The sequence below is a fragment of the Halorarum sp. SLYT50 genome, assembly GCF_059821265.1.
The window spans coordinates 1,121,470-1,146,969 of the sequence record NZ_CM187555.1; the positions used below are offsets into that span (position 1 = coordinate 1,121,470).

The following is a 25,500-nucleotide window of genomic DNA, read 5'->3' on the forward strand; positions in this document are numbered from 1 at the left end:
GGTGGTCACGCTGCCCTCGCTCCGCGCGTACCGACGGTTCCCGGTCGTGGTGTACCGCTTCCTCCCGCTCATCCTCGCGTACGCGCGCGACCGCAACCGGTTCCTGCTGTTCGGCCGGTCGCGTCAGGTGACCGCCGAGATGCGGACCCACCGGGCGGAGGTGCTGCTCGACACGCTGCTCACGCTCGGCCCGACGTTCATCAAACTCGGCCAGATACTCTCGACGCGGCCCGACGTGCTCCCTCCCGAGTACATCGACGTGCTGTCGTCGCTCCAGGACGACGTGCCGCCGGCGCCGTGGCCGGAGTCGCGGGCGGTGCTGGAGGCGGAGCTGGGACCGGTCGAGGAGGCGTTCGACGAGTTCGACACCGACCCCATCTCGGGGGCGAGCCTCGGGCAGGTGTACGTCGGCGAGTACGAGGGGGAGGCGGTGGCGGTGAAGGTCCGCCGTCCCGGCATCGAGGCGCTCGTGAACGCGGACCTGCGCGTCATCGAGTGGTCGATGCCGGTCGTCGCTCGGTTCGTCGGCCAGGGACAGGCGTTCTCGCTGGAGAACCTCGCCGAGGAGTTCGACCGGACCATCCGGCAGGAGATGGACTACACCCGCGAGCGGGAGATGCTCGAGACCATCCGCGGCAACCTCGCGGACAACGACCGGGTCGTCGTCCCCCGGACGGTGCCGGCGCGCTCGACGGACCGAGTGCTGACGATGGAGTACGTCCCGGGGACGAAGATAAGCGACACCGCGACGCTCGACGAGAAGGGCATCGACCGGACGGCGCTCGCTACCACGCTCCAGCGGGTGTACCTCCAGATGATCATCGACGACGGCGTCTTCCACGCCGACCCGCACCCGGGGAACCTCTCGGTGACCGACGAGGGGCGCATCATCTTCTACGACTTCGGGATGTCCGGCCACGTCGACCCGTACATCCAGGAGAAGATCATCGACTTCTACGTCGCCATCGCCAACCAGGACATCGACGGCATCCTCGACGCGCTCGTCGAGATGGGGACGCTCTCGCCGGAGGCCGACCGCGGCGTGATGGCGGACGTGATGGAACTCGCCATCGCGGACGTGCGCGGCGAGGACATCGAGCAGTACCGCGTCCAGCAGGTCATCGAGCAGGTGGAGTCCACGATTTACGACTTCCCGCTGCGCCTCCCCCAGAACATGGCGCTCGTCCTCCGGGTGGCGACGGTCGTCGAGGGAGTCTGCGTCACCCTCGACGCGGAGTTCGACTTCATCGAGGTGGCGACCGACTACCTCGAAGAACAGGGGTACCTGGAGGCGACCGCCGAACGGCTCGTCCGGCGGGCCGGTCGGCAAGTCAGGGACGCGACGGAGGCGCTGGTGACGGTGCCGCCGAAGCTCGACTCGGTGCTCGACAGCGTCCAGCGGGAGGACCTCACGGTCAACGTCAGCCTCGAAGACGACAACGACGTGCTCGACCGGCTCGCACGGCGCATCTCCTACTCCATCCTCACCGCCGTCGGCCTGCTGTCCGCGGCCATCATCTACTCGTTCCAGCGCCAGCCGCTCGACCGGTACATCGTCGCGGGCATCGTCCTCCTGACGCTCCCGATGGCGTTCTTCCTCTACCGCTCGTTCCGGGCGCGCGAGCGGGGCCTGAAGGCGCGCCCCCAGTTCACCCGCCAGAACATGCGCGAGCGCCAGCGGCGCGCCGAGGGGAACGACGTCGTCGACGTGGGCGGGATGGACCAGCCTCCGAGCGCGCGCGACGACGACTGAGCGGGTCGTCCACGTCGACGAGGGGAGGCGCAGTTCTCCGACTCGGTCGGGGACGGCCGGCGGGAGTCGCTCACCCGGTCACGAGACTCGACGGGTCGACGCCGAGTTGGCGAAACATCCCGAACAGGTCGAAGTTCGCCCACCGCTCGGCTATCTTCCCGTCCTCGACTCTGACGACGCTGATTCCCATCACGTCGATGCGGTTTCCCGTCGGGTCGAACCCCATGAACGCCCCCTCGTGCGTCCCCGTGACTCGACCCCAGAACGCCACCTTGTCGGCCTCGGCCACGTACTCCTCGACGTCGTACCGCAAGTCGGGGAACACCGCGCGGTAGTCCCGGATGAACCGCTCGAACGCCGCGAGGTCCTCGGTGCCGTCGTACGTCGGGTCGTGGTACGACTGCTCGTCCGCGAGTATCTCGCTCGCGGCGTCGACGTCGCCCCCGTTCCACACCTCCTCGACGTAGCGCCGAGCGATTCGCTTGTTCCGCGTTTCGGTGGGACTCACGGCCCCCAGACGCTAGGTTCGCTCATCAGCGTTTCTGCGGAGTCATCGCCGCTCGCGCCCGACAGCGAGGCTCCATACCGCCGTCAGCCCGAGCAGCAGCGCCGGGAGGAACGGGAGGACGAGCATCGCGGCGAGGAAGTCGAAGCCGAGTTCCGTCGGCGCGGTCGGGCGGAGGTAGATGGCGCCGGGCACGACGAGGAACGCGAACACGACGACGCCGACGAGCACCCAGCCCGCGCGGCCGAGGTCCTCCTCAGCGCCCCCCGCCGGGTCGCCGTCGCTCGCCCGGTCGTCGTCGTCCCAGTCGTCCGGGCGGTGGACGTAGCCGCCGTCGGCGTTCGCGCGGTCCGCTCGGGAGTCAGAGCTCACTGTCCGGCTTTACGACTACGTTCCCAAAGCCCTCCCGGTCCTCGAGCATCTCGTGTGCGCGCGCCGCCTCGCTCATCGGGAGCACCTCGCGGATACGGGGTTCGAGCGTGCCGTCCCACACCAGTTCGAGCACGTCGTCCACCTCCCCCGGCGTCGCCATCGTCGACCCGACGACCGACAGCTGGTTCCAGAAGATGCGGTTGATGTCGGTCTCCGGTCGGCCGCCGGTCGTCGCCCCGCAGGTGACGACCCGACCGCCCTTCGCCAGCGACTTCAGCGAGTCGTGCCACGTCTCCGCGCCGACGTGGTCGACGACCACGTCGACGCCGCGCCGGCCCGTCGACTCGCGCACCTCGTCGGCGAAGTTCGTCTCCTCGTAGTTGACGACGTGGTCCGCGCCGCACTCCTCGGCGTACCGGAGTTTCTCCTCGCTCGATGCGGTCGCGTACACCTCCGCGCCCGCGTGGGCGGCTATCTGGACCGCGGCGTGACCGACGCCGCCCGAGGCGCCGAGGACGAGGACCGTCTCGCCCGCCTCCAACTCCCCGCGGTGAATCAGCATCCGCCAGGCGGTCTGGAAGACGAGCGACGCCGACCCCGCGACGGCCCAGTCGACGCCGTCGGGCACCGGGACCAGGTTGTCCTCGGGCACCGCCGCGAGTTCGGCGTGGACGCCGCGCAGGTGTTCGCCGAGGATGCGGTAACGGACGCACATCGACTCCTCGCCGTCGCGGCAGAACTCGCAGGTCCCGCACGAGACCCCGGCGCTCACGGCGACGCGGTCGCCCGCCTCGAACCGGGTCACGTCCTCGCCCGTCTCCAGGACCACCCCGGCGGCGTCCGACCCGGGGATGTGAGGCATCTCCAGGTCGACGCCCGGGAGTCCCCGTCGGGTCCAGACGTCGAGGTGGTTCAGCCCGCCCGCCTTCACGTCGACGAGTACCTCGTCCCGGCCGGGGTCGGGGTCCGGGAACTCGCCGTACTCGATGACGTCGCGGTCGCCGTGTTCCGAGAACTGGACTGCGTTCACGAGTGGCCGTGGTGCCGCTGGGACCAAAACACTGCCTCACGCGGACTCGACCCGTGGCGACCCGTCGGTGCTGTCCCGCGACGGAGGAGGGTGGCTCGTCGGGGGATGGGCACCCGACGGACCGGTGCCCGGAGGGCGCTTCAGGGGGACCGGCGTGTTGGGCTTCGACCGCGGGCTCATTACCCCACCGACCGGGAGAATTCCCACTCGTCGGGAAGTGGCTCACTCCGGGCGATTCGACCGAGACGACGAGCGCAACACCGATACCCCCCGGGTCGTATACACGGACACATGTCGACGGAGGGGGAAACGGTCGCGGACGTGCTCGCCAAACGGCGCGGCTGTCTGCGGGCGCTCACCGACGGCCCGACCGACAAGCGTGACCTCGTCGCCGCACTGGACATCCCGCGCACGACGCTCGACCGAGCGGTCCGGGAGTTGACCGACGCCGGTCTCGCGGAGCGCGTCGACGGCGGCTACCGGGCGACGACGCTCGGGCGCGAGGCGCTGGCGGTCCACGACCGATACCGGGGCCAACTCGACGGCCTCGCGGACGGCGCGCGCCTCCTCGACGCGCTGCCGGCGGACACCCCGTTCGGGACGACGTTCCTCGACGGCGCGACGGTGACCGAGCCGACGCCCGTCGCGCCCGACCGCGTCCTCGACCGACTGTTCGAGAGCGTCGAAGAGGGCGGGTCGTTCACGGGCGTCGCGCCCGTCGCGCTCACCGGCCACCTCGACGCCTTCCACGCGGCGATGACCGACGGAGGGGAGGAGGACGTCCCCCGACTGCTCGTCGACCCGGACCTGTTCGACCAACTCGTCGCCGTCCAGGGACCGGCGCTCCGCCGACGAATCGAGGACGGAGAGGTCGACCTGCGGGTCGCGGACGTCCCCTTCAGGTTCGGTCTCTGGGTCGTCGACGACCGCGAGGCCGGCGTCGTCGTCTACACCGAGACCGGCGTCCGGGGCGTCGCCGTCAACGACGCGGACGCGGCGGTGGCGTGGGCGCGCGAGCAGTGCGAAGACGTGTACGCCGGGTCGGAGCGGGTCACGCCCGACACGCTCCCGGTCGAGACGACCGGAGCCGAGTGACCGGGGGCGACCCCCGGTGCCGCCGGTGCCGCCCGCGCGGCGCTTCCGTTTTGTGACCGGGTCCCGAACGCCGACCGTGAGCGACGACCACGACCACGGACACGACCACCACCCGGACGACCACGACCACGAACACCACGCACACGACCTGGAGACGCTGCGATACGCCATCGTGACGGTCTCCTCCACCCGGAGCATCGAGGACGACCCGTCGGGCGACGCCGTCCGCGAGGCGATCGAAGCGGCCGGCGACGAACTGGCGACGCGGGAACTGGTGGCCGACGACTACGACGGGGTCCAGAGCGCCGTGAACAACATCGTCACCCGCGACGACGTCGACTGCGCCGTCACGACCGGCGGAACGGGCGTGACGCCCGACGACGTGACCGTCGAGGCGGTCGAACCGCTGTTCGAGAAACACCTGCCCGGCTTCGGGGAACTGTTCCGCGCCATGTCGCGCGAGGACATCGGGACGATGGTCGTCGCGACCCGCGCGACCGCCGGCATCGCGAACGGGGTGCCCGTGTTCTGCCTGCCCGGGAGCGAGAGCGCCGCCCGCCTCGGCACCGAGGAGATAATCACCGAGCAGGCGGGTCACCTCGCGGGACTCGCGACGCGCGGCGACGCCGGGGAGGGGGACACGGCCGAAGACGACGGGGACGACGCGGAGTGACCGGGCGGCCTCGCGGTCGTGGCGGGTGAGAACGGCGGACGCACGCGTCGGAGACATGGATACCTTCTTGGGGGCGACGGGCAGAATCCGAGTATGTTGCTCACCATCTCCGGCCCGCCGGGCAGCGGGAAGAGCACCGCGGCCGCGGCGCTCGCGGAGGCGTTCCAGTTGGACCACATCTCGGGCGGGGACATCTTTCGGGAACTCGCCGCCGAACGGGGGATGACGCCCGTGGAGTTCAACGAACTCGCGGAGAACGACGAGAGCATCGACCGCGACCTGGACCGCCGCCTCCGGAGTATCGCCACCGACGAGGACGACGTCCTCCTGGAATCGCGGTTGGCCGGCTGGCTCGCCGGCGACCACGCCGACCTCCGCGTCTGGCTCGCCGCGCCGTTCGACGTGCGGTGCGAGCGCATCGCGGAGCGCGAGGAGAAACCGTCCGAACGGGTGCGCGAGGAGACCCGCCGCCGGGAGGCGAGCGAGGCGAAGCGGTACGCCGAGTACTACAACATCGACATCGACGACCTCACCATCTACGACATCTCGTACAACACGGCGCGCTGGTCGGCCGAGGGCATCCTGGGGATGTTGACCACCGCCATCGACTCGTACGACCCCGACAGCGACGAGGGGAAGGCGCCCGTCGAGAGCGTCGTCTACGACTTCTGACCCCGATGCGCCCCGCTCCCGCGGACCGGTCCGTCGAGGACCTGTGCTCGTTCGGCGTCGTCAACCTCGACAAGCCGGCCGGACCGACGGCCCACCAGACCAGCGCGTGGGTCCGCGACGCCGCGGGCGTCGACCGGGCGGCCCACGCCGGCACGCTCGACCCGAAGGTGACCGGCTGTCTGCCGGTGCTCCTCGGGGACGCCACTCGCCTCGCGCAGGTCTTCCTCGAAGGGGCCAAGGAGTACGTCGCGGTGCTCGAACTCCACGCGCCCGCGCCGACCGACCTCGAACCCGTCGTCGCGGAGTTCGAGGGCGAACTGTACCAGAAACCGCCGCGCAAGTCCGCGGTGGTGCGACGGCTGCGCACCCGCGAGGTGTACGACCTCGCCGTACTCGACTCGACCGAGCGGCAGGTGCTGCTCTCGATTCGCTGCGAGTCGGGGACGTACGTCAGGAAGCTCTGTCACGATATCGGACTGGCGCTCGGGACGGGCGGGCACATGGGCCACCTCCGCCGGACCGCGACCGACCCGTTCGACGACCGCGACCTCCACACGCTCCAGGACCTCGTCGACGGGGTGGCGTTCGCCGCCGAGGGCGACGAGAGCCTGCTCCGGGAGGTGGTCGCGCCCGCGGAGCGCGCGCTGACGCACCTCCCCCGCCTGACTGTCGCCCCGAGCGCGGCCGAACAGGTGGCTCACGGCGCGCCGGTGTACGCGCCGGGCGTCCTCGACGCCGACGGGGACGCACGCGAGGGCGACCTGCTGGCGTGCTACACGCCGAACGGGTCGGCCGTCTGTCTCGGGACGCTCGTGGGCGACCCGGACGCGGAGTCGGGCGAGGTGGTCTCGCTCGAACGCGTGCTCGTGTAGGCCCACGAACCCTGCACGCGCCGTCGCCTCACGCTCGGCGCGTCGCGGACTGCCGGCTGACCCGGCTTTTTCCCGCGCCGTGCCGACCGGCCCGCATGGCCTCGAACCCGGCTGCGGACTCGGACCCGGACGACGGAGACGGCGGGGCGGAGCGCGCGACCGTCGGGAGCGCGAGCGCGCTCCCCGGCGAGACCGACGACGGCTGGCTGGACGCCACGGGACTCCCGACCGGCGGCGCGGAGCGCCTCCCTGTGACCGTCGTCAACGGGGCTTCCGACGGGCCGACGCTGTGGGTGACGGGCGGCGTCCACGGCGACGAGGCGACGGGCGTCGCCGTCGCACAGGACGTCGCGCGCGAGGCGCGCGCGCTCGCGGCCGACCTCGCGGGCGCCGTCGTCGTCGTCCCGGTGGTGAACCCGGCGGGCCTCCGGCGCAGCGAGCGCACGTCGTACTACGGCGACGACGACCCCAACCGCTACTTCCCGGACGTGGAGCCGACTCGACGCGCCCGCCGGAGACGCAAGAACGCATCGACAGCCTGCTGTACGACGCGCTCGTCGACTCGGCGGACCTGCTCGTCGACTGCCACACCGCCGGCGTCGGCTCGATGCCGTTCGCCATCCGCGACCGGGTGCTGTACGGCGACGAGCGAACCGAATCCGAGGCGGAGGCGCTCGCGGAGGACCTCGACAGGTTGGTCGAGTCGCTCGGCCTGCCGGTGTTGACCGAGTACCCCGCCGAGGAGTACCTCGAACAGTCGCTCCAGCGGTCGACGGCCGGCGCGGCGCTCAACACCGCCGGCATCCCCTCGGTCACGGCGGAACTCGGCGGGCACAGCGTCGTGAGCGAGGACGCCCGCGCGGCCGGCGTCGCGGGGACGTTCGGCGTCTGCGTCGAGTTCGGTCTGCTGGAGACGTTCCCCGACGGGGTGGGCGACCCGGGCGCAGGGGTTCCGGACGCGCCGGTCGAGTACCCCGTCCACCGCTTCGTCGGCCCGCGGACCGAGACGGCGGGGCTGGCTCGTCACCGCGTCGAACCCGGCGACGCGGTGGAGGCCGGCGACCCCGTAGCCGACGTCGTCTCTCCGCACGGCGAGGTGATAGCGACCGTCGAGTCCGAACACGACGGCTACGTCATCGGCCGGCTGGAGGGGTTGGCCGCGTACGAGGGGTCGGCGCTCGCCAGCATGGCCGTCCGCGACGACGGCGACCTGGTGGTGCCGCGCGAGGACGACTGAGCGACCCGCCGAGCCAGGGGACGCCCAGTGAACCGTCGGCGCGGCTCCACGCGAAACGAAGCGCTTAACCCCCGCCCTCGTCTGGGTTGGAGTGCGGGACCGTAGGGTAGTGGTATCCTCTGCCGATGGGGTCGGTAGGACCTGAGTTCGAGTCTCAGCGGTCCCACTTTTCGCGGCTCGACGCGCCGAGAGCGACTGCTCGGGTCGCCCCCGTCCGCTCGCCGTCCGGTCCGTCGGGTCGGGCGACCTCGAACACGCCGGGGGGTCGCTGCACTCGCTCGACTCGTTCCGGGCGTGCCGTTTATGATTGACACGACCCACCTGTTCACATGGCCATCGCACGCCACGGGACGGGTGTCTCGTCGGCCGCGCGGGCGTTCGCCTCGCAGGTCCACCCGGTGTTCATGCTCCCGCCCGTCGGTACCGCGCTGTTCGGCGCGGCGCTCGCCGGGTCGTTCGACCCGCTCGTGGCGGCGGTCCACGCCGCGGCGATGTTCTTCGCCGTCTACACCGCCCACGTCAAGGACGGCTACGTCGACTTCTACCGCCGCGGCGAGGACGACGACCACCCGCTGAGCGAGGTGGGCTGTCGGCTCGGACTGGGCGGCGCGGCCGTCGGGTTCGCGCTCTGTCTCGGCTGGCTGTTCCTCGCGTCGGGTCCGGTCGCCGCCGCGCTCGCGCTCCCGACGTGGTTCATCGGCTACCTCCACGCCCCCCAACTCGACACCAACCCGGTGACGACGACGCTCGGCTACCCCACGGGCGTCGCGCTGTGCATCCTCGGTGGCTACGCCGCCCAGACCGGCGGCGTCGTCGCCCGGCCGCTCGCGTTCGCGGGCGTCTTCCTCGTCGTCCTCGCGGGCGTGAAGGTGGTCGACGACTCCACCGACTACGCGTACGACCGCTCCATCGGCAAGCGAACCGTCGCCGTGGCGCTCGGGCGGCGGCGGGCGCGGTCGCTCGCGTACGTGCTGATGGCGTTCGGCCTGTTCGCGGTGGTGCCGCTCGCCGTCACCGGCGCGTTCCCGCCGTCGGCCCCGCTGGCGAGTCTCGTCTTCGGCGTCGTCGTCGGCCTCGCGTACGCGAAGGGGCCGACCACGGCGACCATGCTGCTCGTCCGCGGAGCGTACCTCTTCCTCGCCGTCCTGCTCGTCGCGGTGTTCTTCCGCCCGCTCGCGGGCGCGCCGCTCCCAGACATCACGGTCCTCGGTCCCTACACCTACCTCGCGACGGAGGTGGTCTTCGGTGCCGCCGCACTCGCGTTGCTCGTCCGCGCGAACGCGCTCCGCCGGGCGGGGAAGACCATCGCCGCGGTGTACCCGGTGGCGTACGTCTGGGACTGGTACACGCTCGAGGTGGGCGTGTTCGAGATACCGATGCGGACGGGCGTCGAACTGCTCGCCATCCCCCTGGAGGAACACCTGTTCATGCTGGTGGTGCCGGCGCTCGTCCTCGGCGTCCACGAGACGCTGCACCGCGGGGCATCGCGCTCGGGGTCGAGTTCGGGGTCCGGCGAGCGCGAGTGACCGTCCGAGAGCCGCGGACTCCTACTCCTCGTCGAGTTTCGCCACGGGGTTCGTCACCGCGCCGTTGGCGGCGCTGCCGAAGTCGCGGGCGTACTTCGCGAGCACGCCGCCCGGGTAGGCGGGTGCGGGCCGCTCCCACTCGGCGGCGCGCCGCTCCAGGTCCCCGTCGGGTACGTCGACCGAGAGTTCCCGATTCGGGATGTCGACGGTCACCGTGTCGCCGTCCTCGACGAGTGCGATGGGGCCGCCCTCAGCGGCCTCCGGCGCGACGTGCCCGACCATCGGACCGCGCGTCGCGCCCGAGAAACGCCCGTCGGTGAGCAGGGCCACGTCGTCCTCGTGGCCCGCGCCGACGACGGCGGCGGTGACACCGAGCATCTCGCGCATCCCCGGGCCGCCGCGAGGACCCTCGTTCCTGATGACGAGCACGTCGCCCGATTCTATCTCCCCGGACTGGACGTACTCCATCGCGGACTCCTCGGCCTCGAACACCCGGGCGGGCCCCTCGTGGTGGAACGTGTCGTCGCCCGTCACCTTCAGCACCGCGCCGTCGGGCGCGAGGTTGCCGGTGAGTATCTTGATGGCCCCCTCCTCGCTGTACGGCTCCTCGACCGTGTAGAGGAAGTCCGCGTCTATCCCCTCGTCGTCGGGGAGTCGACCCTCCGCTTCCAAGTGGTCGAGCTCTTCGGCTATCGTCCGCCCGGTGACCGTCATCGCGTCGCCGTCGAGATACCCCCCGTCGAGCAGGCGGCGCATCACGACCGGGACGCCACCCTGCTCGTGCAGGTCGCGCATGACGCGCGTGCCGCCGGGCTGGAGGTTCGCTATCTTGGGGGTGCGTCGGGATATCTCGTCGAACTCCTCGATGTGTAAGTCGACGTCCGCCTCGGCCGCGAGCGCGAGCAGGTGGAGGACGGCGTTCGTCGACCCGCCCATCGCCACCTGCACGGCGATGGCGTTCTCGAACGACGCCTTCGAGAGGACGTCGGAGGGCCGGCGGTCCGCCTCGACGCAGTCCAAGGCGAGTTCGCCCGCCCGGCGGGCCACGTCGTAGCGCTCGTCGGACTCCGCGAGCGGCGAGGCGGAGCCGAGCGGCGCGAGGCCCAGCGCTTCGGAGATGGACGCCATCGTGTTCGCGGTGAACATCCCGCCACACGACCCCGCGCCGGGGCAGGCGTGCCGCTCCATCTCGTCGAGTTCCTCCGCGCTCATCTCCCCCTCGGCGTACGTGCCGACGCCCTCGAACACGTTCTGGACGGTGATGTCGCGCCCCTCGTGTTCGCCCGGGAGGATGGACCCGCCGTAGAGGAACACCGACGGCAGGTCGGTCCGGACGGCCGCCATCATCATCCCGGGGAGGTTCTTGTCACAGCCCGCCACGGTGACGAGCGCGTCCACTCGCTCGCCGAACGAGACGAGTTCCACCGAGTCCGCGATGACCTCACGCGAGATGAGGCTCGCCTTCATCCCCTCGGTCCCCATCGAGATGGCGTCCGAGACGGTGACCGTCCCGAACTCGATGGGCATCCCCTCCGCGGACTCGACTCCCTCGCGCGCGGCGGCCGCCACGTCGTCGAGGTGGACGTTACACGGCGTCACGTCCGCCGCCGGGTTCGGGATGGCGACCATCGGCGAGGAGAGGTCGGCGTCGTCGTACCCCATCGCCCGGAACATCGCCCGGTGGGGGGCGCGTTCGGCCCCCTCGGTCACCTCGCGGCTGCGCAGGTTCTCCGACTTCTCGCCGGCGAACTGTCCCGCGTCCTCGTCGGGCGACTCCTCGCGGCGCTGTTGCTCGCTCATGCCCGTGGGTTCGCGCGGACCCGCTTAAACCGTCGCCCCCGAACAGTTCTTGCTGTCCGGTCGAGTGGGGGCGGGCGTCCGGTTACCGACCCCCGCTCACGTCGAGTTCGGGTCGGGCCCCCACCTCCACCCGCACCGTCGTGACCTCGCCGTCGCGCCGGACCCGGACCGGGACCGTCTCGCCCGGCGTCGCGTTGAGTGCGAGGTACGCACGGAGGTCCTTCGCGGTCGATATCTGCTCGCCGTCGACGCCGAGGACGACGTCGCCGCCGACGGGGACCCGGAACCCCTCGAGGCGCTCCACCCCGGTACACGGCCGGAGTTCGCCCGCCGCGGGCGCTCCGTCGGGCACCTCGACGACGAGGACGCCCTCCGCGCTCGGCAGGTCGTTCGCCCGCGCGACCAACCGGGTCACCGTCGCCATCCGAACCCCGAGGTACGGGTGGTCGTAGTTCCCGTCCGCGACGAGTCCCGACACCACCCGCTGGACGAGCGGCGCTGAGATGGCGAACGCGATGTTGTCGCCGCCGCCGGAGTTGACGACGCCGAGCACCTCACCGTCGAGGTTCACGAGTGGACCGACGGAGTTGCCGGGGTTGACCGGCGCGTCCGTCTGGATGGCGTTCGGGATGCGGTAGTCGCCCTGCGGGCTGGGCACCTGCCGGTCGACGCCGCTGACGACCCCGGAGGTGAGCGACCCCTGCAGGCCGTACGGGCTGCCGACGACGGCGACTCGCGTGCCGATGGTCGGCTGGGAGTCGACCAGCGTCAACGGGGTGGCGCCGTCGACGGTCGATATCTCGACGACCGCGAGGTCGCTCCGCGGGTCGCGCCCGACGACGCGGCCGACCTCGGAGGTACCGTCGCCGAACTGCGCGCTCATCCGGTCGGCGCTCCCGACGACGTGGTAGTTGGTGACGAGGTGGTTCTCGTCGTAGAGGAACGCCGACCCCTGCGACCCGCCCGGCGCGCGCACGAGCGCGACGGCGTCGATGGTGTCGCGGTACACCGCCGTGTAGACGCTGTCGGCGTCGCCGGCAGTCGAGCCCGAGGCGCTCCGCTCCGGCGTCGGGGTCGCGGTGGACGCGGGCGTCCCCGTTCCGGTCTCGCCGGCCGTCGTCGCGTCGGTTCCGCCGGCCGTCCCGGTCCCGGTCGAGGAGTCGTTCGAACACCCGGCCAGTCCGGCCACCGCCGCGGTCCCGACCGCGCTGAGCACCGCTCGGCGCGTCGTGTCGTCCGACATTACCCGCGGTGAGAGCCGCTCGCCGGAGACGCTTCGGCCCGCGAGTGCAGGCCTCCCCGCCCCCCGGACGGCGACGAGGGGGCGGGGCGTCGGAAGAATCGGCGTGAGACCGAGAGGCGGCGGACTGCTTACTCCGTTACGTTGCTTACGTCACCTCAACACTCCGACCAGCCGCACGACTCGCACGTCTTGCAGCCCTCCGAGTAGTACAGCGTCATGCTCCCGCAGTCGGGGCACTCGGGCGACTCGCCGTTGGCGATGAGTTCGTCCACGGCGTCGGTCTCGCGGGTCTCCCCGGCGGACGCGGCGGCCTCCGGTGAGTCCGCGGCCGCGCCGGCGTCTACCCGCGCGCCCCCGTCCGCCTCGGGACCGTCGGCCGGGGGTGCGCCCGCGTCGACGGACTCCTCGGCCACGTCGTCGAGGCTCTGCTGTTCGGGGTACCCCTTCTCCACCTCGTCGTCGAGGTAGCGGCGCATCGCCGTGCCGATGGCGTCCGGGATGGACTGTATCTGTTCGCCCTTGTCCCACGCTATCTTCGGGCTCCGGGTGCCCTGCAGTTCGTCGACTATCTCCTCGGGCGAGACGCCCGACCGGAGCGCCGTCGAGATGACCTTCGCCAGCGACTCGGTGAAGGAGTTCGTGAATCCGCCCGAGTGGCCGATGTTGGCGAACAACTCGAACGGCCGCGCGTTCTCGTCCTCGTTGATGGTGACGTACAGCTTCCCGTAGCCGGTGTCGACCCGCTGGGTGACCCCGTGGAGCGAGTCCGGCCGCGGGCGCTTCTCGGTGTAGTCGATGGTGACCGACCGCTCGCTGGCCTCGAGCAGGCTCTCCACCTCCTCGTCGAGGGCGGCGCGCACGTCCTCGTTGTCGAGGAACGCCTCGACGCCGCCGAACACCTCGGTGATCCGCTCGACGAGCGCCTCGGCCGCCTCGGTCTCGTCGGCGAACTCCGCGTTGTCCGCGCGGGTCGTGAGCACCTGCTTCGAGCGCGTGCCGTCGCGGTAGTAGGTGACGCCCTTGCCGCCGTGGTCGTAGATGTACTCGAACGACTCCTTCGCGTCCGCGAGCGTGGAGTCGTTGGGCGCGTTCACCGTCTTCGAGATGGCCGAGTCGACGCCCGCCTGACACGCCACCTGCACGCCCGCGTGCTCTTTCGCGTCCAGGTCGCCCGTGACGACGAACAACTCGGAGATCGCGTCCGGAACCGACGACAGCGAGTCGACGCCGTCGAACTCGTTGTTCGCCATCTGTTCTTGCGCCTCGCGTTTCACCTCGTCCACGTCGACGTCGTTCGCCTCCAGTACCCGGAGGAAGTAGTCGTCGAACTCGACGAGCATCTCGTCGCCCTGCACGTCGTCGGAGACGTTCTTGTAGTAGGCGACGTTGTAGATGGGCTCACACCCGCCGGTCGTGTTGCCCACCATCGAGGTGGTCCCGGTGGGCGCGATGGTCGTCGTGTTGTGGTTGCGGACGGGGAAGCCGTCGGTCCACTCGTCGGCGTCGAGCCCGGTGTGGTGTTCGAACCAGTCGGCGTACTCCGTCGGGGTCGCGTACTTCGAGTCGGCCCAGTCGTTGAAGCTGCCGCGCTGCTCCGCGAGTTCGTGGCTCGCCCACTTCGACTCGTGGTTGATGTGCGTCATCAGCTGTCGGGCGAGTTCGTTGCCGGTGTCGCTCCCGTAGCGGACGCCCAACTGGACGTACAACTGCGCCAACCCCATGACGCCGAGACCGATCTTCCGCATGTCGCGCACCTTCTGTTCGATCTTCTCGACGGGGAAGTCCGACATCGTCACCACGTTCTCGAGGAAGCGAGTCCCCATCGCGACGCGGTGGTCGAACTCCGCCCAGTCGATGGCCTCCTCGAGGAACGCCTCGACGGCGTCCGCCTCCGAGTCGTACTCGCCGGCGTGCTCCTCGCGCCACACCCGCCAGTCGGGCGCGTCCGTCGCCGCGAGCGTCGAGAGGTTGATGTGTCCCAGATTACAGGCCTCGTACTCTTCGAGCGGCTGTTCGCCGCAGGGGTTCGTCGCCAGAATCCGGTGGTCGGGGTGTTTCTCCGTGTCGAACGAGTGGAGCTTGTTCACCCGTTCGAGGTAGATGACGCCCGGTTCGCCGTTCTCGTGGGCGCCCTGGACGAGGTGGTCCCACAGCTTCGTGGCGGGAATCGACAGCGTCTCGCCCACCTCGACGTGCTCGCCCAGCCCGAACATGTCGTACAGTTCCTTCGTCTCGGGCGTGGCGACGTGGGGCTCCTCGGTGCGCGGGTTGGTGAACGTGAACTCCTCGTCGGCCTTGACCGCCTCCATGAAGTCGTCGGTCACGCCGACGGAGATGTTGAAGTTCGAGAGGTGCCCCTCGACGGCGTTCCGGAGGTGCTTGGGGACGCGCCCGTCGTCGTCGATGAGTTCGCGCGCCTCCTCCAGCGCGTCGGCGAAGCTGGTGTGGGTGTAGTCGTCGGGGTCGTTGAGCTTCAGCGTCTGCGCGAGGCTGACGTCCTTGTTCTTCGCGTGGATGAACTGGATGACGTCCGGGTGCGAGACGCGCATGACGCCCATCTGCGCGCCGCGGCGCGCGCCGCCCTGCGCGATGGTCTCGCACATCTGGTCGAACGTCCGCATGAACGTGATGGGGCCGGAGGCGATACCGCCCGTCGAACCGACGGCGTCGCCGTACGGGCGGAGCTTCCAGAAGGCGTACCCCATGCCGCCGCCGGACTGGAACACCTGCGCGGCCTCCTTGGCCGTCTGGTGGATGTCGTCGATGTCGTCGGCGGGCGAGTCGACGAAGCAGGCCGACAGCTGCTGGAGTTCGTCGCCCGCGTTCATCAGCGTCGGCGAGTTCGGCATGAACGAGAGCCGCTCCATCAGGTCCTGGAACTCGTCGGCCGTCTCCTCGACGTGCGCGGCGACGGCGTCGGGCAGTTCGGGGACGACGGTGTCGTAGGCGAACTTGTTGACGTTGTACACCGACAGCGTCGTCTCGGCGTCCGCGTCGTCGGCGGTGACGCCCGTGCCGAACACCTCGGCGGCGAGTTCGTCCCGACGCGGGTGGTCCGGCTTCAACTGGTCGGGCGTGACCGTCACCTCGACGTCGCGCTTCTCCGCCTCGTAGACGGCCTCCGCGAGCGCGATGTTCTTCGCGACCCGTTCGAACAGTTCCTCCTGCGTCTCGGTCAACTCCCCGTTCGCGTCCTTCCGGAGGTAGCGCGCGGGCAGGATGTTGTCGTACGCGTTCGCGGTCAGCCGCTCCCGGAGCGTCTCGCCCTCGGTGCGCTTGATGGGCAAGCGCAGGTCGTCGGCGTCGATGTCCGCGCGGCTCATTCGTGCACTCCCTCCGCGACACAGGCCGTGTATCCCCCAGATACGGCGGTCTCGTAGTAACCCTTCATGGTAGAGATTGAACGGGAAACCATTCGAACCCATCGGCATAAACGATGCGGATTCAGAGGAATTTGTGCTAATTCAATCTCGTTTGTGATACCGGAGCAATCGCTGGCGGGTGACAGCGGGTCCGGTCACCTGTCCGGTGAGACGGCGCGAGTATAAGACTACAGTGGGGAGTGAAAGTGGTTTCGTCCCCGGCCGACGAGCCGGAATCAAATGCGACGCGACGGGAACGGACGCTCGGGGAGTCGCCCGACCGGGACAAGGGATATATACCGGAGGGCGAAAGCCGACCGTATGTCCGCGACACTCGGACCACTCGCCACCCAGGTACCCGCCGCGTTGCTCCAGTTGCCCGCGCCGCTCGACACCACGCTGGGGAAGGTGTTCCTCGCGCTGGTGGCGTTCCTCGTCGTGATGCTCGTCGCGCGCGTCGTGATGAGTTTCGCGTGGAAGATAGCGCTCCTCGCCGCCCTCGCCGTCGGCGCGTTCCTGTTCGTGACGACGTTCCTGCTGTAGTCCGACGCCCTACGCGACCCCGCGCAGGAAGTTCCGGACGACGTCGCGCCCCACCCCGGTGAGGACGGACTCGGGGTGGAACTGCACCGCCTCGATGGGGTACTCGCGGTGGCGGACGCCCATCACGAGCGACTCCCCGTCGTGGTCGGTGGTCGCGCTCACCGCGAAGCAGTCGGGGACGTCGGTCGCCACGAGCGAGTGGTACCGGCCGCCCTGGAACCCCTGCTCCAGCCCGACGAACACGCCCTCGCCGTCGTGGTCGATGGGGAACGCCTTCCCGTGGACCGGTTCGGGCGCATGGCCGACGCTCCCGCCGTACTCGTACACCGCGGCCTCCAGCCCGAGACAGACCCCGAGCGTCGGCACCTCGGGCGAGAGGTCGCGCAGGACGGGCGCCGTCACCCCCACGTCCCGGTCGTTCTTCGGGTGGCCGGGGCCGGGGCTGATGACGATTGCGTCGGGGTCGGTCGCGCGCACGTCGTCGACCGACGCGGCGTTCTTCAGCACCGCCACGCGGACCGACTCGTCCGTCTCCCGCTCTCCACTCGCGCGTCGACCCCCCGCCGCGACGCCGGCGCTCCCGTCCGCCGGCGTCGGGCGCGGGTCCGGGGCGCTCAGGTACTCCACGAGGTTGTACGTGAACGAGTCGTAGTTGTCGACGACGGTGACGCGAGTGGTCACTGCTCCACCCCCGTCTCCGCGTCGGGGTCGACCAGAACGCTATCGACCGCGTCGAGGACGCCACCCATCTTCTGTTCGGTCTCCTCGTACTCGCTCGCCGGGTCCGAGTCCGCGACGATGCCCGCGCCGGCGCGGACGGTGAGTTCCGCTTCCGCCGGTGCGCGCGCCTCGTCGTCCCCGGTTCCGTCCGCACGCGTCTCGCCGCGTTCGACCGTCGCCGTCCGGATGACGATGGCGAAGTCGGCGTCGCCGGTCCACGAGTAGTAGCCGACGCCGCCGCCGTACACGCCCCGGGGCTCGGGTTCGAGGCGGTCGAGAATCTCCATCGCGCGCACCTTCGGCGCGCCCGTCAGGGTGCCGGCGGGGAACGTCGCGCGCGTCGCGTCGAACGCGTCGGCGTCCGGAGCCAGAGTACCGGTGACGGTGCTCTCGATGTGCTGGACGTGGCTGTACTTCAGGACGTTCATGAACTCGTCGACGCGGACGCTCCCCGCCTCGCTCACCCGGCGGACGTCGTTGCGCGCGAGGTCCACCAGCATCGTGTGCTCGGCGCGCTCCTTCGCGTCCGCGAGCATCTCGCCCGCGAGCCGCCGGTCCTCGACGGGCGAGGAGCCGCGCCGACAGGTACCCGCGATGGGGTTCGACACCACCCGGTCGCCCCGCACCGAGACGAGCGTCTCGGGCGACGCACCCACCACGGAGCGGTCGCCGTGCTGGAGCAGGTACATGTACGGCGAGGGGTTCACCTCGCGCAGCGACGTGTACAGCGAGAGGTCGTCCACCTCGCCCGTCACGGTCCGGGTGCGCGAGACGACGCCCTGATACACGTCGCCGTCGAGGACGTGCTCCTTCGTCGTCCGGACCGCGTCCTCGTACTCGGCCTGCGGGCCGGCCGTCTCGCCGGTCTTTCTGATTCCCCGGGTCTCCGGCGGGGTCGCCGCGCGGAGCGTCCCCTCCACATCGGCCGCCTCGGCCGCGAGTTCGTCGTACACCGCGCCGGGGTCGTCGTCGGGACCGACGACGGGCGTGAACACCAGCCGGACGCTCCCCTCGCGGTCGTCGAACGCGAGCGTCCGCGTGGTGAGCAGGAACTCCGCGTCCGGCACCACCGGGTCGGGCCGTTCGACACCGACCTCCTCGAGCCAGAGGTCGTACACCGCGTCGTACGCGAGGAAGCCGACGAGGCCGCCGTCGAGCGTCTGTCTGTCCGCGTCGGGGAAGCCGACCCGCGCCACGTCCGGCATCGCGGCGCGCACCCGGTCGACCACGTCGCCCTCGCCGACGTCGACGTACTCGGCGGCGGGACCGAGTCGTTCGACGTCGGTCCGGTCCGGGTACACCGAGACGACCGCCTCGGGGTCGTAGCCCACGAACGAGAAGCGGGCGTGCCGGTCCGCGCCCCCGTCGTCGCCCGAGAACGCCCCGGCGGGGTCGCTGGAGGCGACCTTCTCCGCGCTCTCCAGGAGGAACGAGTGGTCCGCCCGGTCCGCGAGCGCGGCGTAGGCGGTCAGCGGTTCCACCTCGGCGTCGAGCGTCGCCGCCGCGCGAACGACCGCCGGACCGTCGACGGACGACGCGAGGTCGACGAACTCGGCCCGCGAGCGGTCGAGCGGAGCGCCGCCCGCAGACGCGCCCGCGGTCGACCGGTCGCTCACCCGTACACCTCCTCGGCCTCGCCGAGCGAGCGGCCGGCGTTGCGGACGAACCGCGAGACGGCAGTGTGGTCTTTCGCGCCGCCCGACCGTTCCACGCCCGACGCCACGTCCACCGCGAACGGCTCGACGGTCCGCACCGCGTCCGCGACGTTCTCGGGAGTCAGCCCGCCCGCGAGCACGACCGGCGAGACGAGTTCGCGTGCCAGGGCCGCGGCCGCCGCCCAGTCGCCCGTCTCGCCGGTGCCGCCAGCGCCCGTCTCGGTCGTCGAGTCCACCAGCACGGCGTCGGCCACCTCGTCGAGTTCGTGCGCGCGGTCGGCGTCCGCGTGGTCGACGACCGGCACCACCTTCGTCTCCGTCTCCGCGCGGACGAACGCCAGTTCCTCCGGGTCGAACTCGCCGTGAATCTGGAGGACGTCGGGCGCGATGGTCCGGGCGAGGTCCGCGGCCGCCTCGGGCGTCTCGGGCATCGTCACGAGTGTCGTCGTCAGGAACGGCGGCGCGCGCGCGGTGAGGTCCGCCGCCAGCGCCGGGTCGACCTCCCGGGGGGTGTCGACGGGGACGTCCGCGATGACGCCCACCGCGTCCGCGCCGGCGTCCGCGACGGCGCGCAGGTCCGCGCTGTTCGTCACGCCGCAGATCTTCACGCGGGTCATCTCAGTCGGGCCCCGACGCGGCGCGCATCGTCTCGAACGTCTCGGCCGCGCGGCCGTCCTCGATGGCGTTCGCGGCGGCGGTCGTCCCCTCCTCGACGCTGTCGGCCTCACCGGAGACGTACACCGCCGCGCCGGCGTTGGCGAGGATGACGTCCCGCTTCGGCCCGGTCACGTCGCCGCGGACGATACCCTCCAGGTCGCCGGCGTTGTCCTCGGGCGTGCCGCCGGCGATGTCCGCGACCGGGGCGCGGTCCAGCCCGAGACCCTCGGGCGTGAGCGTGTACTCGGTCACCTCGTCGCCGTCCACCTCGGCGACGGTCGTCGGCCCGTGGAGCGCTATCTCGTCCATGCCGTCGCCGTGGACGACGAGCGCCCGGTCGACCGGCATGTGCGTGAGCGCCTCGGCTATCTGCGGGACCAACTCGGGGCTGTAGACGCCGAGCACCTGCGCCTCCGCGCCCGCGGGGTTCGTCAGCGGGCCGAGCACGTTGAACACCGTCCGCATGCCGAGTTCCTTCCGCGGACCGATGACCGCCTTCATCGCGGGGTGGAACACGGGCGCGAGCATGAACCCGATGCCGTCGCGCTCGATGGCGCGCTCGACCGCCGGCGGTTCCGCGTCCACGTCGACGCCCGCCACCTCGAGGACGTCCGCGCTCCCCGACGAGGAGGAGACGGAGTAGTTGCCGTGTTTCGCCACCGTTACGCCCGCGCCCGCGGCGACGATGGCCGACGTGGTCGAGACGTTGATGGTGTCGTGGTCGTCCCCGCCCGTCCCGCAGGTGTCGACCAGCGGGCGCGCGTCCGGGTCGATGGTCCGGGCGGCCTCGCGCATCCCCTGCGCAAAGCCGGCTATCTCGGCCTCCGTCTCGCCTTTCGCGCGAAGCGCAGCCAGCAGCGCCCCGATCTGCGCCTCGGTCGCCGCCTCGAACACCAGCGTCGACGCCTCGCGCGCCTCCTCGACGGTCAGGTCCTCGCCGTCGGTCACGCGCCGGACGTACTCTTGTATTGTGGTCATGAGTGGACGGATTGGGCTTGTAATGTACGAATGTGTTCATCGACATAAGCCTGTCGTAGGACCGTTCGGCGGTATCACACCGCACGGGCGCGCGCCGAGTTCCTCCGTGAGCGACTCGGCTGGAAAACGGGACTCGTCGGCTCGACCCGGCGAGGGCCGCCGGCTCAGAACTCCGCGTCCGAGTCGGGGTCGTCCCCCCGGGCGTCGGGTAGTTCCTCCACCTCGCCGGCGAGTCGGGCCGCGTCGACCGCCACCGTCTCGTAGTCGACGCCCGCCTCCTCGGCGACGGTCCGCAGGTGGGCCGCGAGCAGCGAGAGCGCGCGCAGTCCCTCGGTCTCCGGGTCGTCACCGGTCCGTGCGGTCGTCGTCTCCACCTCGTCGCCGTGGACGACGCCGACGTGGACCGCCGTGACGTCGTCGGCCGCCAGCAGCGCCCGCGCGTTGGCCAGTTCCCGCTCGAACGCCGCGTCGGGGTCCACCGAGTCGTCGCTCATGCGCCGAGGTGACGGGGCGGGGGAGAAAAGCGCGTCGGGAGCGACGGCGAGCGGACGGACCCGAACCGCCGGGGCGGCGTCGCGGTTACTCCTCGGAGGAGCCACCCGATGACCCGCCGTCGTCGGGTCGGGGGAGCGAGGTGAACAGCGTCTCGACGATGCTGAACGGTTCGTACACCGACTGGTGGCACGGGCAGTACACCTCGTCCGCGGCGGCGAACTTCGCGGACCCGGCGTTGGTCTTGTACCCCGGGATACAGCAGAAGTGGGTGCACTTGTTGAGCCACGCGATGAATCCCTCGGCAGTGGACGCCTGGAGCCACTGCTGTACGTCCGAGGAGGCCTCGTACGTCTCGCCGTCGGCCCCGCGGGCCGACCCCGTCGCCGCGAGTTCCTCGATGACGGGCGACCGGAGGAGTTGGATGGTGAGCGTGTCCTCGGACTCCTGCGAGCGCCACGTCCCCGTCGCCGGCTTGCCGAGGCCGTCGACGCCGATGCCGTTGCCCCACGACTCGTAGTCGGAGAACAGGTCGACGCTGAAGCGGTCCCCCTCGCTCATCTCCTCGCTCTGCCACGTGTACGACGGGTCCGCCCCCGATCGGAAGTAGTTGTCACCGTCGTAGTCCGGGACGATGGGTTCGAACGTCTGGATGCCGCAGTACTGGAACCACTCGGAGGAGTACGTCTTGCCGCCGAGTTCCATCTCCGCGACCGTGATCTCCACGCCGTTCTGCATCTCGGTCCCGACGTCGGGCCAGAGGCCCCTGACGTACCCCTCGGAGTCGATCTCGAGCGGAATCTGGGGCATTCCCCGCGGCGCCGGCCCGTCCGTGTTCTCGATGGCCATCGCCTGGGTCGCCCCCCCGCCCGCACCCGGGGCGGTGGTGACGCTGTTGATGGTGGCGGACCCGCCCGCGCCGACGCCGGCGAGGGCCGCGCCGCCGACGACGCCCTTGACGAACCGGCGACGACCCGACTCGCCGGGATACTTGTCGTCGTTCGCGCTCATGGCCCCGACTCGGATGCGCCGACGCAAAAGCCTGACGAAAGGTGTGACAGGCCGCAGTACCCGAGATTTTCCGGATTCGAGCCGACGCTCGCTCCGGCGCTCCCGAGGCGAAAGTAACCGTCCGGACCCCTCATAGCGAGCTACTTGAACGCCTGAGCCAACCCGTCAGTGGCGCCCGCCGGGGGAGCGGTCGCCGTTTCCGTGTCCACACCGGCCGTGCGGTCCGTGTCCCGCACGGCCCCCACCCCCGGGACGCTCGAAGCTTAACTCGAAACCGAGGCAATTTTTCTACGAAGCCCGACGTTGACGACCCAGTGCGCTCAGTGTGAACGCATGGCAGGAGACGGACGCGCCGTGAGACGGGACGTACGCGACCTCGGCGACAGACTGGGAGCGGTCATCAGGCGGCAGACGACCGCCGAGGCGTTCGAGGCGGTCGAGGACGTGCGGACGGGAGCCATCGAGTACCGGCGGGGCGACGCCGAGAGCAGGGCACCGGTCCGCGAGCGACTGTCGGGGCTCGACCCCGAGACGACCCGGACGATGGCGCGGGCGTTCACGACGTACTTCGAACTCGTCAACGTCGCCGAGGAGCGCGAGCGCATCCGCGCCGTCCGGCGGGGGCGCGCCGACGGGACGCTCGCGGACGGCCTCGACGCGACGGCCGAGGCGCTGGCCGACGTGGACCGGGAGACGGCGGCCCGGGCGCTCGCGGACACGCGGGTCGTCCCGACGTTCACCGCCCACCCGACGGAGGCGCGCCGGAAGACGGTGAAGGCGAAGCTCCGGCGCGTCGCCGGGACGCTCGCGGACCTCGACGAGCGACGCCTCGACGACCGAGAGGCCGCCGACCGCCGCGCTGACCTCGACGCCGAGGTGGAGTCGCTGTGGGCGACCCGGCAGGTCCGCCCGCACCGACCCACGCCGCTCGACGAGGCGCGCGACGTGCGCTGGTACCTCGAGGAGACGCTGTTCGACGTGGTCGGCGAGACGTACGACGCGCTGGGGGACGTACTCGACGAGACGCACGCCGGACTCGACGTCCCGCCGGTTCTCGAGTTCCGCTCGTGGGCGGGCAGCGACCGCGACGGCAACCCGCACGTCACGCCCGAGGTCACCGCCGAGACGCTCGCCGCCCAGCGAGCGGCCGTGCTCGACCGTTACGAGACGGCGCTCCGGGACCTCGCGGGCGCGGCGAGCCACGAGTCGGAGCGGGTGACCCACACCGACGCCTTCCGCGAGCGAGTCGACGACGCGCGGGCGGCGGTCCCGCGGGTCGCCGAGTCGCTGGACGAGCAGTACCCGGAGGAGCCGTACCGGCGGTTCGTCCACCTGCTGCGCGCCCGTCTCGACCGGGTGGGCGACCTGCGCCCGGGCGAGTTCGCGGACGCCGGTGGGCTGGAGTCGGCGCTCGAAACGCTCGCGGCCGACCTCCGGGCGAACGGCTACGACGCGTTCGTCGCCGACCACGTCGAACCGCTCCGGCGGCGCGTCGAGACGTTCGGATTCACCCTCGCGGCGCTCGACCTGCGCGACCACCGGGAGAACCACACCGCCGCCGTCGCCGCGGTCCTCGACCGCGAGGGCATCGACTACCGGGCGCTCCCGGAGGCGGAGCGGGTCGAGGTGCTCACCGAGTCGGTGCTGGGCGAGTCGGTCGGCGACCTGACGACCGACGGCCTCGGGGACACCGCCGCGCGGGTGTGCGAGCGGTTCGACCGCTTCGCCGGCTGGCAGGCCGAGTACGGCGTCGAGGCCATCGACACCTACTGCATCTCGATGACCGAGGAGCCGTCGCACGTGCTGGAGGTGCTCTACCTCGCCGACCTGGCTGGCGTCGTCTCGCTCCCGGAGCACTGCGGGGTGGACGTCGTTCCGCTCCTGGAGACGGCGTCCGCGCTGGGGAACGCGCGCGAGATATTCGAGACGCTCACCGACAACGACGCCTACGGCGCGGCGCTCGACGCCCGCGGCGGGGTCCAGGAGGTGATGCTCGGCTACTCCGACTCCAACAAGGAGAACGGCCCGCTCGCCGCCTCGTGGGACCTCCACCGGAACGCCCGCCGACTGGCCGAGGTGGCCGACGACGTGGGCGTCGACCTCAGACTGTTCCACGGCCGCGGCGGCTCCATCTCGCGCGGCGGCGGCCCGATGAACGAGGCGCTGCTGGCGCTCCCGCCCGAGACGGCGACCGGCGAGGTGAAGTTCACCGAGCAGGGCGAGGCCATCGCCGAGAAGTACGCCAACCCGAACGTCGCGGAGCGGGAACTCGAACAGATGCTCGACGCGCAACTGCGCGCGCGCCTCCGGACGCTCACCGGCGACGCGCCGCCCGTCGACGAGGAGTGGGAGGAGGCGATGGACGCCGCCGGCGAGGCGGCGCGAGCGGCGTACCGCGACCTGCTCGACACGGAGGGGTTCGTCGACTACTTCGAGGCGACGACGCCCATCGCGGTCATCGACGACCTGAACCTCGGCTCGCGGCCCGCCTCGCGGACGGGCGAGCGGACCGTCGAGGACCTCAGGGCCATCCCGTGGGTGTTCTCGTGGACGCAGTCGCGCACCATCCTGCCGGGGTGGTACTCGGTCGCGGCGGGACTCGACGGCTACCTCGACGGCGGCGGGGACCTGGAGACGCTCCGGACGATGTACGAGGAGTGGCCGTTCTTCCGGACGACGGTCGACCACGTGGCGCTGTCGCTCGCGCGGACCGACCTGGAGATCGCCGCCGAGTACGCCGCGCTCGCCCCGCCGGACCTCCGCGAGCGGTTCTTCCCGCGCATCGAGGCGGAGTACGACCGCGCGGTCGAACTGGTGCGCGCCGTGACCGGGCGCGACCGACTCCTCCGGCGGGAGTGGCTCCGCGAGAACCTCGACCGGCGGAACCCGTACGTCGACCCGCTGAACCTCCTGCAGGCCGACCTGCTGGGTCGTAACGACCGCACCGACGCCGAGGAGCGCGCGCTGCGACTCGCGGTCAAGGGCATCGCCGCCGGGATGAAGAACACCGGCTAGGGACGCAACTGCTCGGCCGCGGCGCGGAGCGTCTCCGGCCCGAAGACGGCCGCCGCGGCCGTCACGAGCAGGACCGCAAGCGCGCCGCCGAGGAACCCGTCGAGGCTCGCGCCCGCCGCGACGCGGACGAGCAGGCCGCCCAGCAGCGCGAACAGCACCGCGACGCCGAGGACGAGCCGGACCGTCGCGGGGCGCCCGCGCGGCTCGGTGGGGGGGTCGACTTCCGACTCCGTCTGGTCTGACATGACACCCGGTAGTTGGTGAGCTGCGGGGATAAGACTCAGCCGAA

The 25,500-nt window shown here is 71.1% G+C and carries 21 protein-coding genes, 1 tRNA gene and 1 pseudogene; 10 read left to right on the forward strand and 13 right to left on the reverse strand.

The window, feature by feature from the left end; genetic code table 11:
• The first annotated feature begins 1 nt into the window (after position 1).
• On the forward strand, positions 2-1,753 hold the full coding sequence (locus AC6RUA_RS05925; RefSeq protein ID WP_499815009.1) for an ABC1 kinase family protein: 1,752 nt from the start codon (positions 2-4) through the stop codon (positions 1,751-1,753).
• A 70-nt stretch (positions 1,754-1,823) separates the two neighbouring features.
• Here AC6RUA_RS05925 and AC6RUA_RS05930 read toward each other — a convergent pair whose 3' ends face one another.
• From AC6RUA_RS05930 to AC6RUA_RS05940, 3 genes are read right to left on the reverse strand one after another with little or no spacing between them, the layout of a single operon-like run.
• The gene (locus tag AC6RUA_RS05930; protein WP_499815010.1) at positions 1,824-2,261 is read right to left on the reverse strand and encodes an ester cyclase; all 438 of its coding nucleotides are present in this window, start codon (positions 2,259-2,261) and stop codon (positions 1,824-1,826) included.
• Positions 2,262-2,303: 42 nt separating this feature from the next.
• A complete protein-coding gene (locus AC6RUA_RS05935) occupies positions 2,304-2,630 on the reverse strand; it encodes a DUF7977 family protein (protein ID WP_499815011.1) in 327 nt (108 codons plus the stop codon).
• Complete coding sequence (locus AC6RUA_RS05940) at positions 2,620-3,660, reverse strand: zinc-binding dehydrogenase (protein ID WP_499815012.1); 1,041 nt, start codon at positions 3,658-3,660, stop codon at positions 2,620-2,622. The genes AC6RUA_RS05935 and AC6RUA_RS05940 overlap by 11 nt, the downstream gene beginning before the upstream one ends.
• A gap of 291 nt (positions 3,661-3,951) precedes the next feature.
• On the opposite strand from AC6RUA_RS05940, the gene AC6RUA_RS05945 reads away from it, so the two are divergent.
• From AC6RUA_RS05945 to AC6RUA_RS05975, 7 genes and pseudogenes are all read left to right on the forward strand, one after another.
• A complete protein-coding gene (locus tag AC6RUA_RS05945; protein WP_499815013.1) occupies positions 3,952-4,755 on the forward strand; it encodes a helix-turn-helix transcriptional regulator in 804 nt (267 codons plus the stop codon).
• 76 nt (positions 4,756-4,831) lie between these two features.
• The gene (locus AC6RUA_RS05950) at positions 4,832-5,428 is read left to right on the forward strand and encodes a MogA/MoaB family molybdenum cofactor biosynthesis protein (protein WP_499815014.1); all 597 of its coding nucleotides are present in this window, start codon (positions 4,832-4,834) and stop codon (positions 5,426-5,428) included.
• A gap of 93 nt (positions 5,429-5,521) precedes the next feature.
• Entirely contained in the window at positions 5,522-6,100 is a 579-nt protein-coding gene (gene cmk, locus AC6RUA_RS05955) for a (d)CMP kinase (RefSeq protein ID WP_499815015.1), read from the forward strand.
• A gap of 5 nt (positions 6,101-6,105) precedes the next feature.
• A complete protein-coding gene (locus tag AC6RUA_RS05960; protein ID WP_499815016.1) occupies positions 6,106-6,972 on the forward strand; it encodes an RNA-guided pseudouridylation complex pseudouridine synthase subunit Cbf5 in 867 nt (288 codons plus the stop codon).
• Between the two features lie 95 nt (positions 6,973-7,067).
• A pseudogene (locus AC6RUA_RS05965) lies at positions 7,068-8,209 on the forward strand (succinylglutamate desuccinylase/aspartoacylase family protein).
• Between the two features lie 95 nt (positions 8,210-8,304).
• Positions 8,305-8,375: transfer RNA gene (locus AC6RUA_RS05970), tRNA-Pro, on the forward strand.
• 163 nt (positions 8,376-8,538) lie between these two features.
• Positions 8,539-9,735 (forward strand): lycopene cyclase domain-containing protein, encoded by a 1,197-nt coding sequence (locus AC6RUA_RS05975; protein WP_499815017.1) that lies wholly within the window; start codon positions 8,539-8,541, stop codon positions 9,733-9,735.
• Positions 9,736-9,756: 21 nt separating this feature from the next.
• Here AC6RUA_RS05975 and ilvD read toward each other — a convergent pair whose 3' ends face one another.
• The 3 genes from ilvD to AC6RUA_RS05990 form a co-directional block, all read right to left on the reverse strand.
• Positions 9,757-11,535, reverse strand: coding sequence for a dihydroxy-acid dehydratase (ilvD, locus tag AC6RUA_RS05980; RefSeq protein ID WP_499815018.1), 1,779 nt, complete (start codon positions 11,533-11,535; stop codon positions 9,757-9,759).
• Positions 11,536-11,617: 82 nt separating this feature from the next.
• On the reverse strand, positions 11,618-12,778 hold the full coding sequence (locus AC6RUA_RS05985) for a S1C family serine protease (RefSeq protein ID WP_499815019.1): 1,161 nt from the start codon (positions 12,776-12,778) through the stop codon (positions 11,618-11,620).
• Positions 12,779-12,933: 155 nt separating this feature from the next.
• A complete protein-coding gene (locus AC6RUA_RS05990) occupies positions 12,934-16,101 on the reverse strand; it encodes an adenosylcobalamin-dependent ribonucleoside-diphosphate reductase (RefSeq protein ID WP_499815020.1) in 3,168 nt (1,055 codons plus the stop codon).
• Between the two features lie 360 nt (positions 16,102-16,461).
• Here AC6RUA_RS05990 and AC6RUA_RS05995 point away from each other — a divergent pair, with 360 nt between their 5' ends.
• Positions 16,462-16,683 (forward strand): DUF8029 family protein, encoded by a 222-nt coding sequence (locus AC6RUA_RS05995; protein WP_499815021.1) that lies wholly within the window; start codon positions 16,462-16,464, stop codon positions 16,681-16,683.
• 9 nt (positions 16,684-16,692) lie between these two features.
• Here AC6RUA_RS05995 and AC6RUA_RS06000 read toward each other — a convergent pair whose 3' ends face one another.
• The 6 genes from AC6RUA_RS06000 to AC6RUA_RS06025 all read right to left on the reverse strand — a co-directional run bounded on the left by AC6RUA_RS06000 (position 16,693) and on the right by AC6RUA_RS06025 (position 22,196).
• Positions 16,693-17,364 carry a glutamine amidotransferase-related protein gene (locus AC6RUA_RS06000; RefSeq protein ID WP_499815022.1) on the reverse strand — a complete coding sequence of 224 codons (672 nt, stop codon included), beginning with the start codon at positions 17,362-17,364 and terminating at the stop codon, positions 16,693-16,695.
• Positions 17,361-19,019: an anthranilate synthase component I gene (trpE, locus tag AC6RUA_RS06005; RefSeq protein ID WP_499815023.1), complete on the reverse strand. Its 1,659-nt coding sequence runs from the start codon at positions 19,017-19,019 to the stop codon at positions 17,361-17,363. Before trpE ends, AC6RUA_RS06000 begins: the two co-directional genes overlap by 4 nt.
• Entirely contained in the window at positions 19,016-19,675 is a 660-nt protein-coding gene (locus AC6RUA_RS06010) for a phosphoribosylanthranilate isomerase (protein WP_499815024.1), read from the reverse strand. The genes trpE and AC6RUA_RS06010 overlap by 4 nt, the downstream gene beginning before the upstream one ends.
• A 1-nt stretch (position 19,676) precedes the next feature.
• On the reverse strand, positions 19,677-20,693 hold the full coding sequence (trpD, locus tag AC6RUA_RS06015; RefSeq protein WP_499815025.1) for an anthranilate phosphoribosyltransferase: 1,017 nt from the start codon (positions 20,691-20,693) through the stop codon (positions 19,677-19,679).
• Between the two features lie 164 nt (positions 20,694-20,857).
• Positions 20,858-21,187 (reverse strand): DUF8113 family protein, encoded by a 330-nt coding sequence (locus AC6RUA_RS06020; RefSeq protein WP_499815026.1) that lies wholly within the window; start codon positions 21,185-21,187, stop codon positions 20,858-20,860.
• A gap of 85 nt (positions 21,188-21,272) precedes the next feature.
• Positions 21,273-22,196: a ubiquinol-cytochrome c reductase iron-sulfur subunit gene (locus tag AC6RUA_RS06025; protein WP_499815027.1), complete on the reverse strand. Its 924-nt coding sequence runs from the start codon at positions 22,194-22,196 to the stop codon at positions 21,273-21,275.
• Between the two features lie 333 nt (positions 22,197-22,529).
• On the opposite strand from AC6RUA_RS06025, the gene AC6RUA_RS06030 reads away from it, so the two are divergent.
• The gene (locus AC6RUA_RS06030; RefSeq protein WP_499815028.1) at positions 22,530-25,211 is read left to right on the forward strand and encodes a phosphoenolpyruvate carboxylase; all 2,682 of its coding nucleotides are present in this window, start codon (positions 22,530-22,532) and stop codon (positions 25,209-25,211) included.
• Here the strand turns inward: AC6RUA_RS06030 and AC6RUA_RS06035 are convergent.
• Complete coding sequence (locus tag AC6RUA_RS06035; protein WP_499815029.1) at positions 25,208-25,456, reverse strand: hypothetical protein; 249 nt, start codon at positions 25,454-25,456, stop codon at positions 25,208-25,210. The genes AC6RUA_RS06030 and AC6RUA_RS06035 overlap by 4 nt on opposite strands.
• Between the last annotated feature and the right edge of the window lie 44 nt (positions 25,457-25,500).

Coding starts and splice junctions, on each gene's coding strand:
- AC6RUA_RS05945 (WP_499815013.1), top strand. CDS start 3,952: ATGTCGACGGAGGGGGAAACGGTCGCGGACGTGCTCGCCAAACGGCGC.
- cmk (WP_499815015.1), top strand. CDS start 5,522: ATGTTGCTCACCATCTCCGGCCCGCCGGGCAGCGGGAAGAGCACCGCG.
- AC6RUA_RS05960 (WP_499815016.1), top strand. CDS start 6,106: ATGCGCCCCGCTCCCGCGGACCGGTCCGTCGAGGACCTGTGCTCGTTC.
- AC6RUA_RS05975 (WP_499815017.1), top strand. CDS start 8,539: ATGGCCATCGCACGCCACGGGACGGGTGTCTCGTCGGCCGCGCGGGCG.
- ilvD (WP_499815018.1), bottom strand. CDS start 11,535: ATGAGCGAGCAACAGCGCCGCGAGGAGTCGCCCGACGAGGACGCGGGA.
- AC6RUA_RS05985 (WP_499815019.1), bottom strand. CDS start 12,778: ATGTCGGACGACACGACGCGCCGAGCGGTGCTCAGCGCGGTCGGGACC.
- AC6RUA_RS05990 (WP_499815020.1), bottom strand. CDS start 16,101: ATGAGCCGCGCGGACATCGACGCCGACGACCTGCGCTTGCCCATCAAG.
- AC6RUA_RS05995 (WP_499815021.1), top strand. CDS start 16,462: ATGTCCGCGACACTCGGACCACTCGCCACCCAGGTACCCGCCGCGTTG.
- AC6RUA_RS06010 (WP_499815024.1), bottom strand. CDS start 19,675: ATGACCCGCGTGAAGATCTGCGGCGTGACGAACAGCGCGGACCTGCGC.
- trpD (WP_499815025.1), bottom strand. CDS start 20,693: ATGACCACAATACAAGAGTACGTCCGGCGCGTGACCGACGGCGAGGAC.
- AC6RUA_RS06020 (WP_499815026.1), bottom strand. CDS start 21,187: ATGAGCGACGACTCGGTGGACCCCGACGCGGCGTTCGAGCGGGAACTG.
- AC6RUA_RS06025 (WP_499815027.1), bottom strand. CDS start 22,196: ATGAGCGCGAACGACGACAAGTATCCCGGCGAGTCGGGTCGTCGCCGG.
- AC6RUA_RS06030 (WP_499815028.1), top strand. CDS start 22,530: ATGGCAGGAGACGGACGCGCCGTGAGACGGGACGTACGCGACCTCGGC.
- AC6RUA_RS06035 (WP_499815029.1), bottom strand. CDS start 25,456: ATGTCAGACCAGACGGAGTCGGAAGTCGACCCCCCCACCGAGCCGCGC.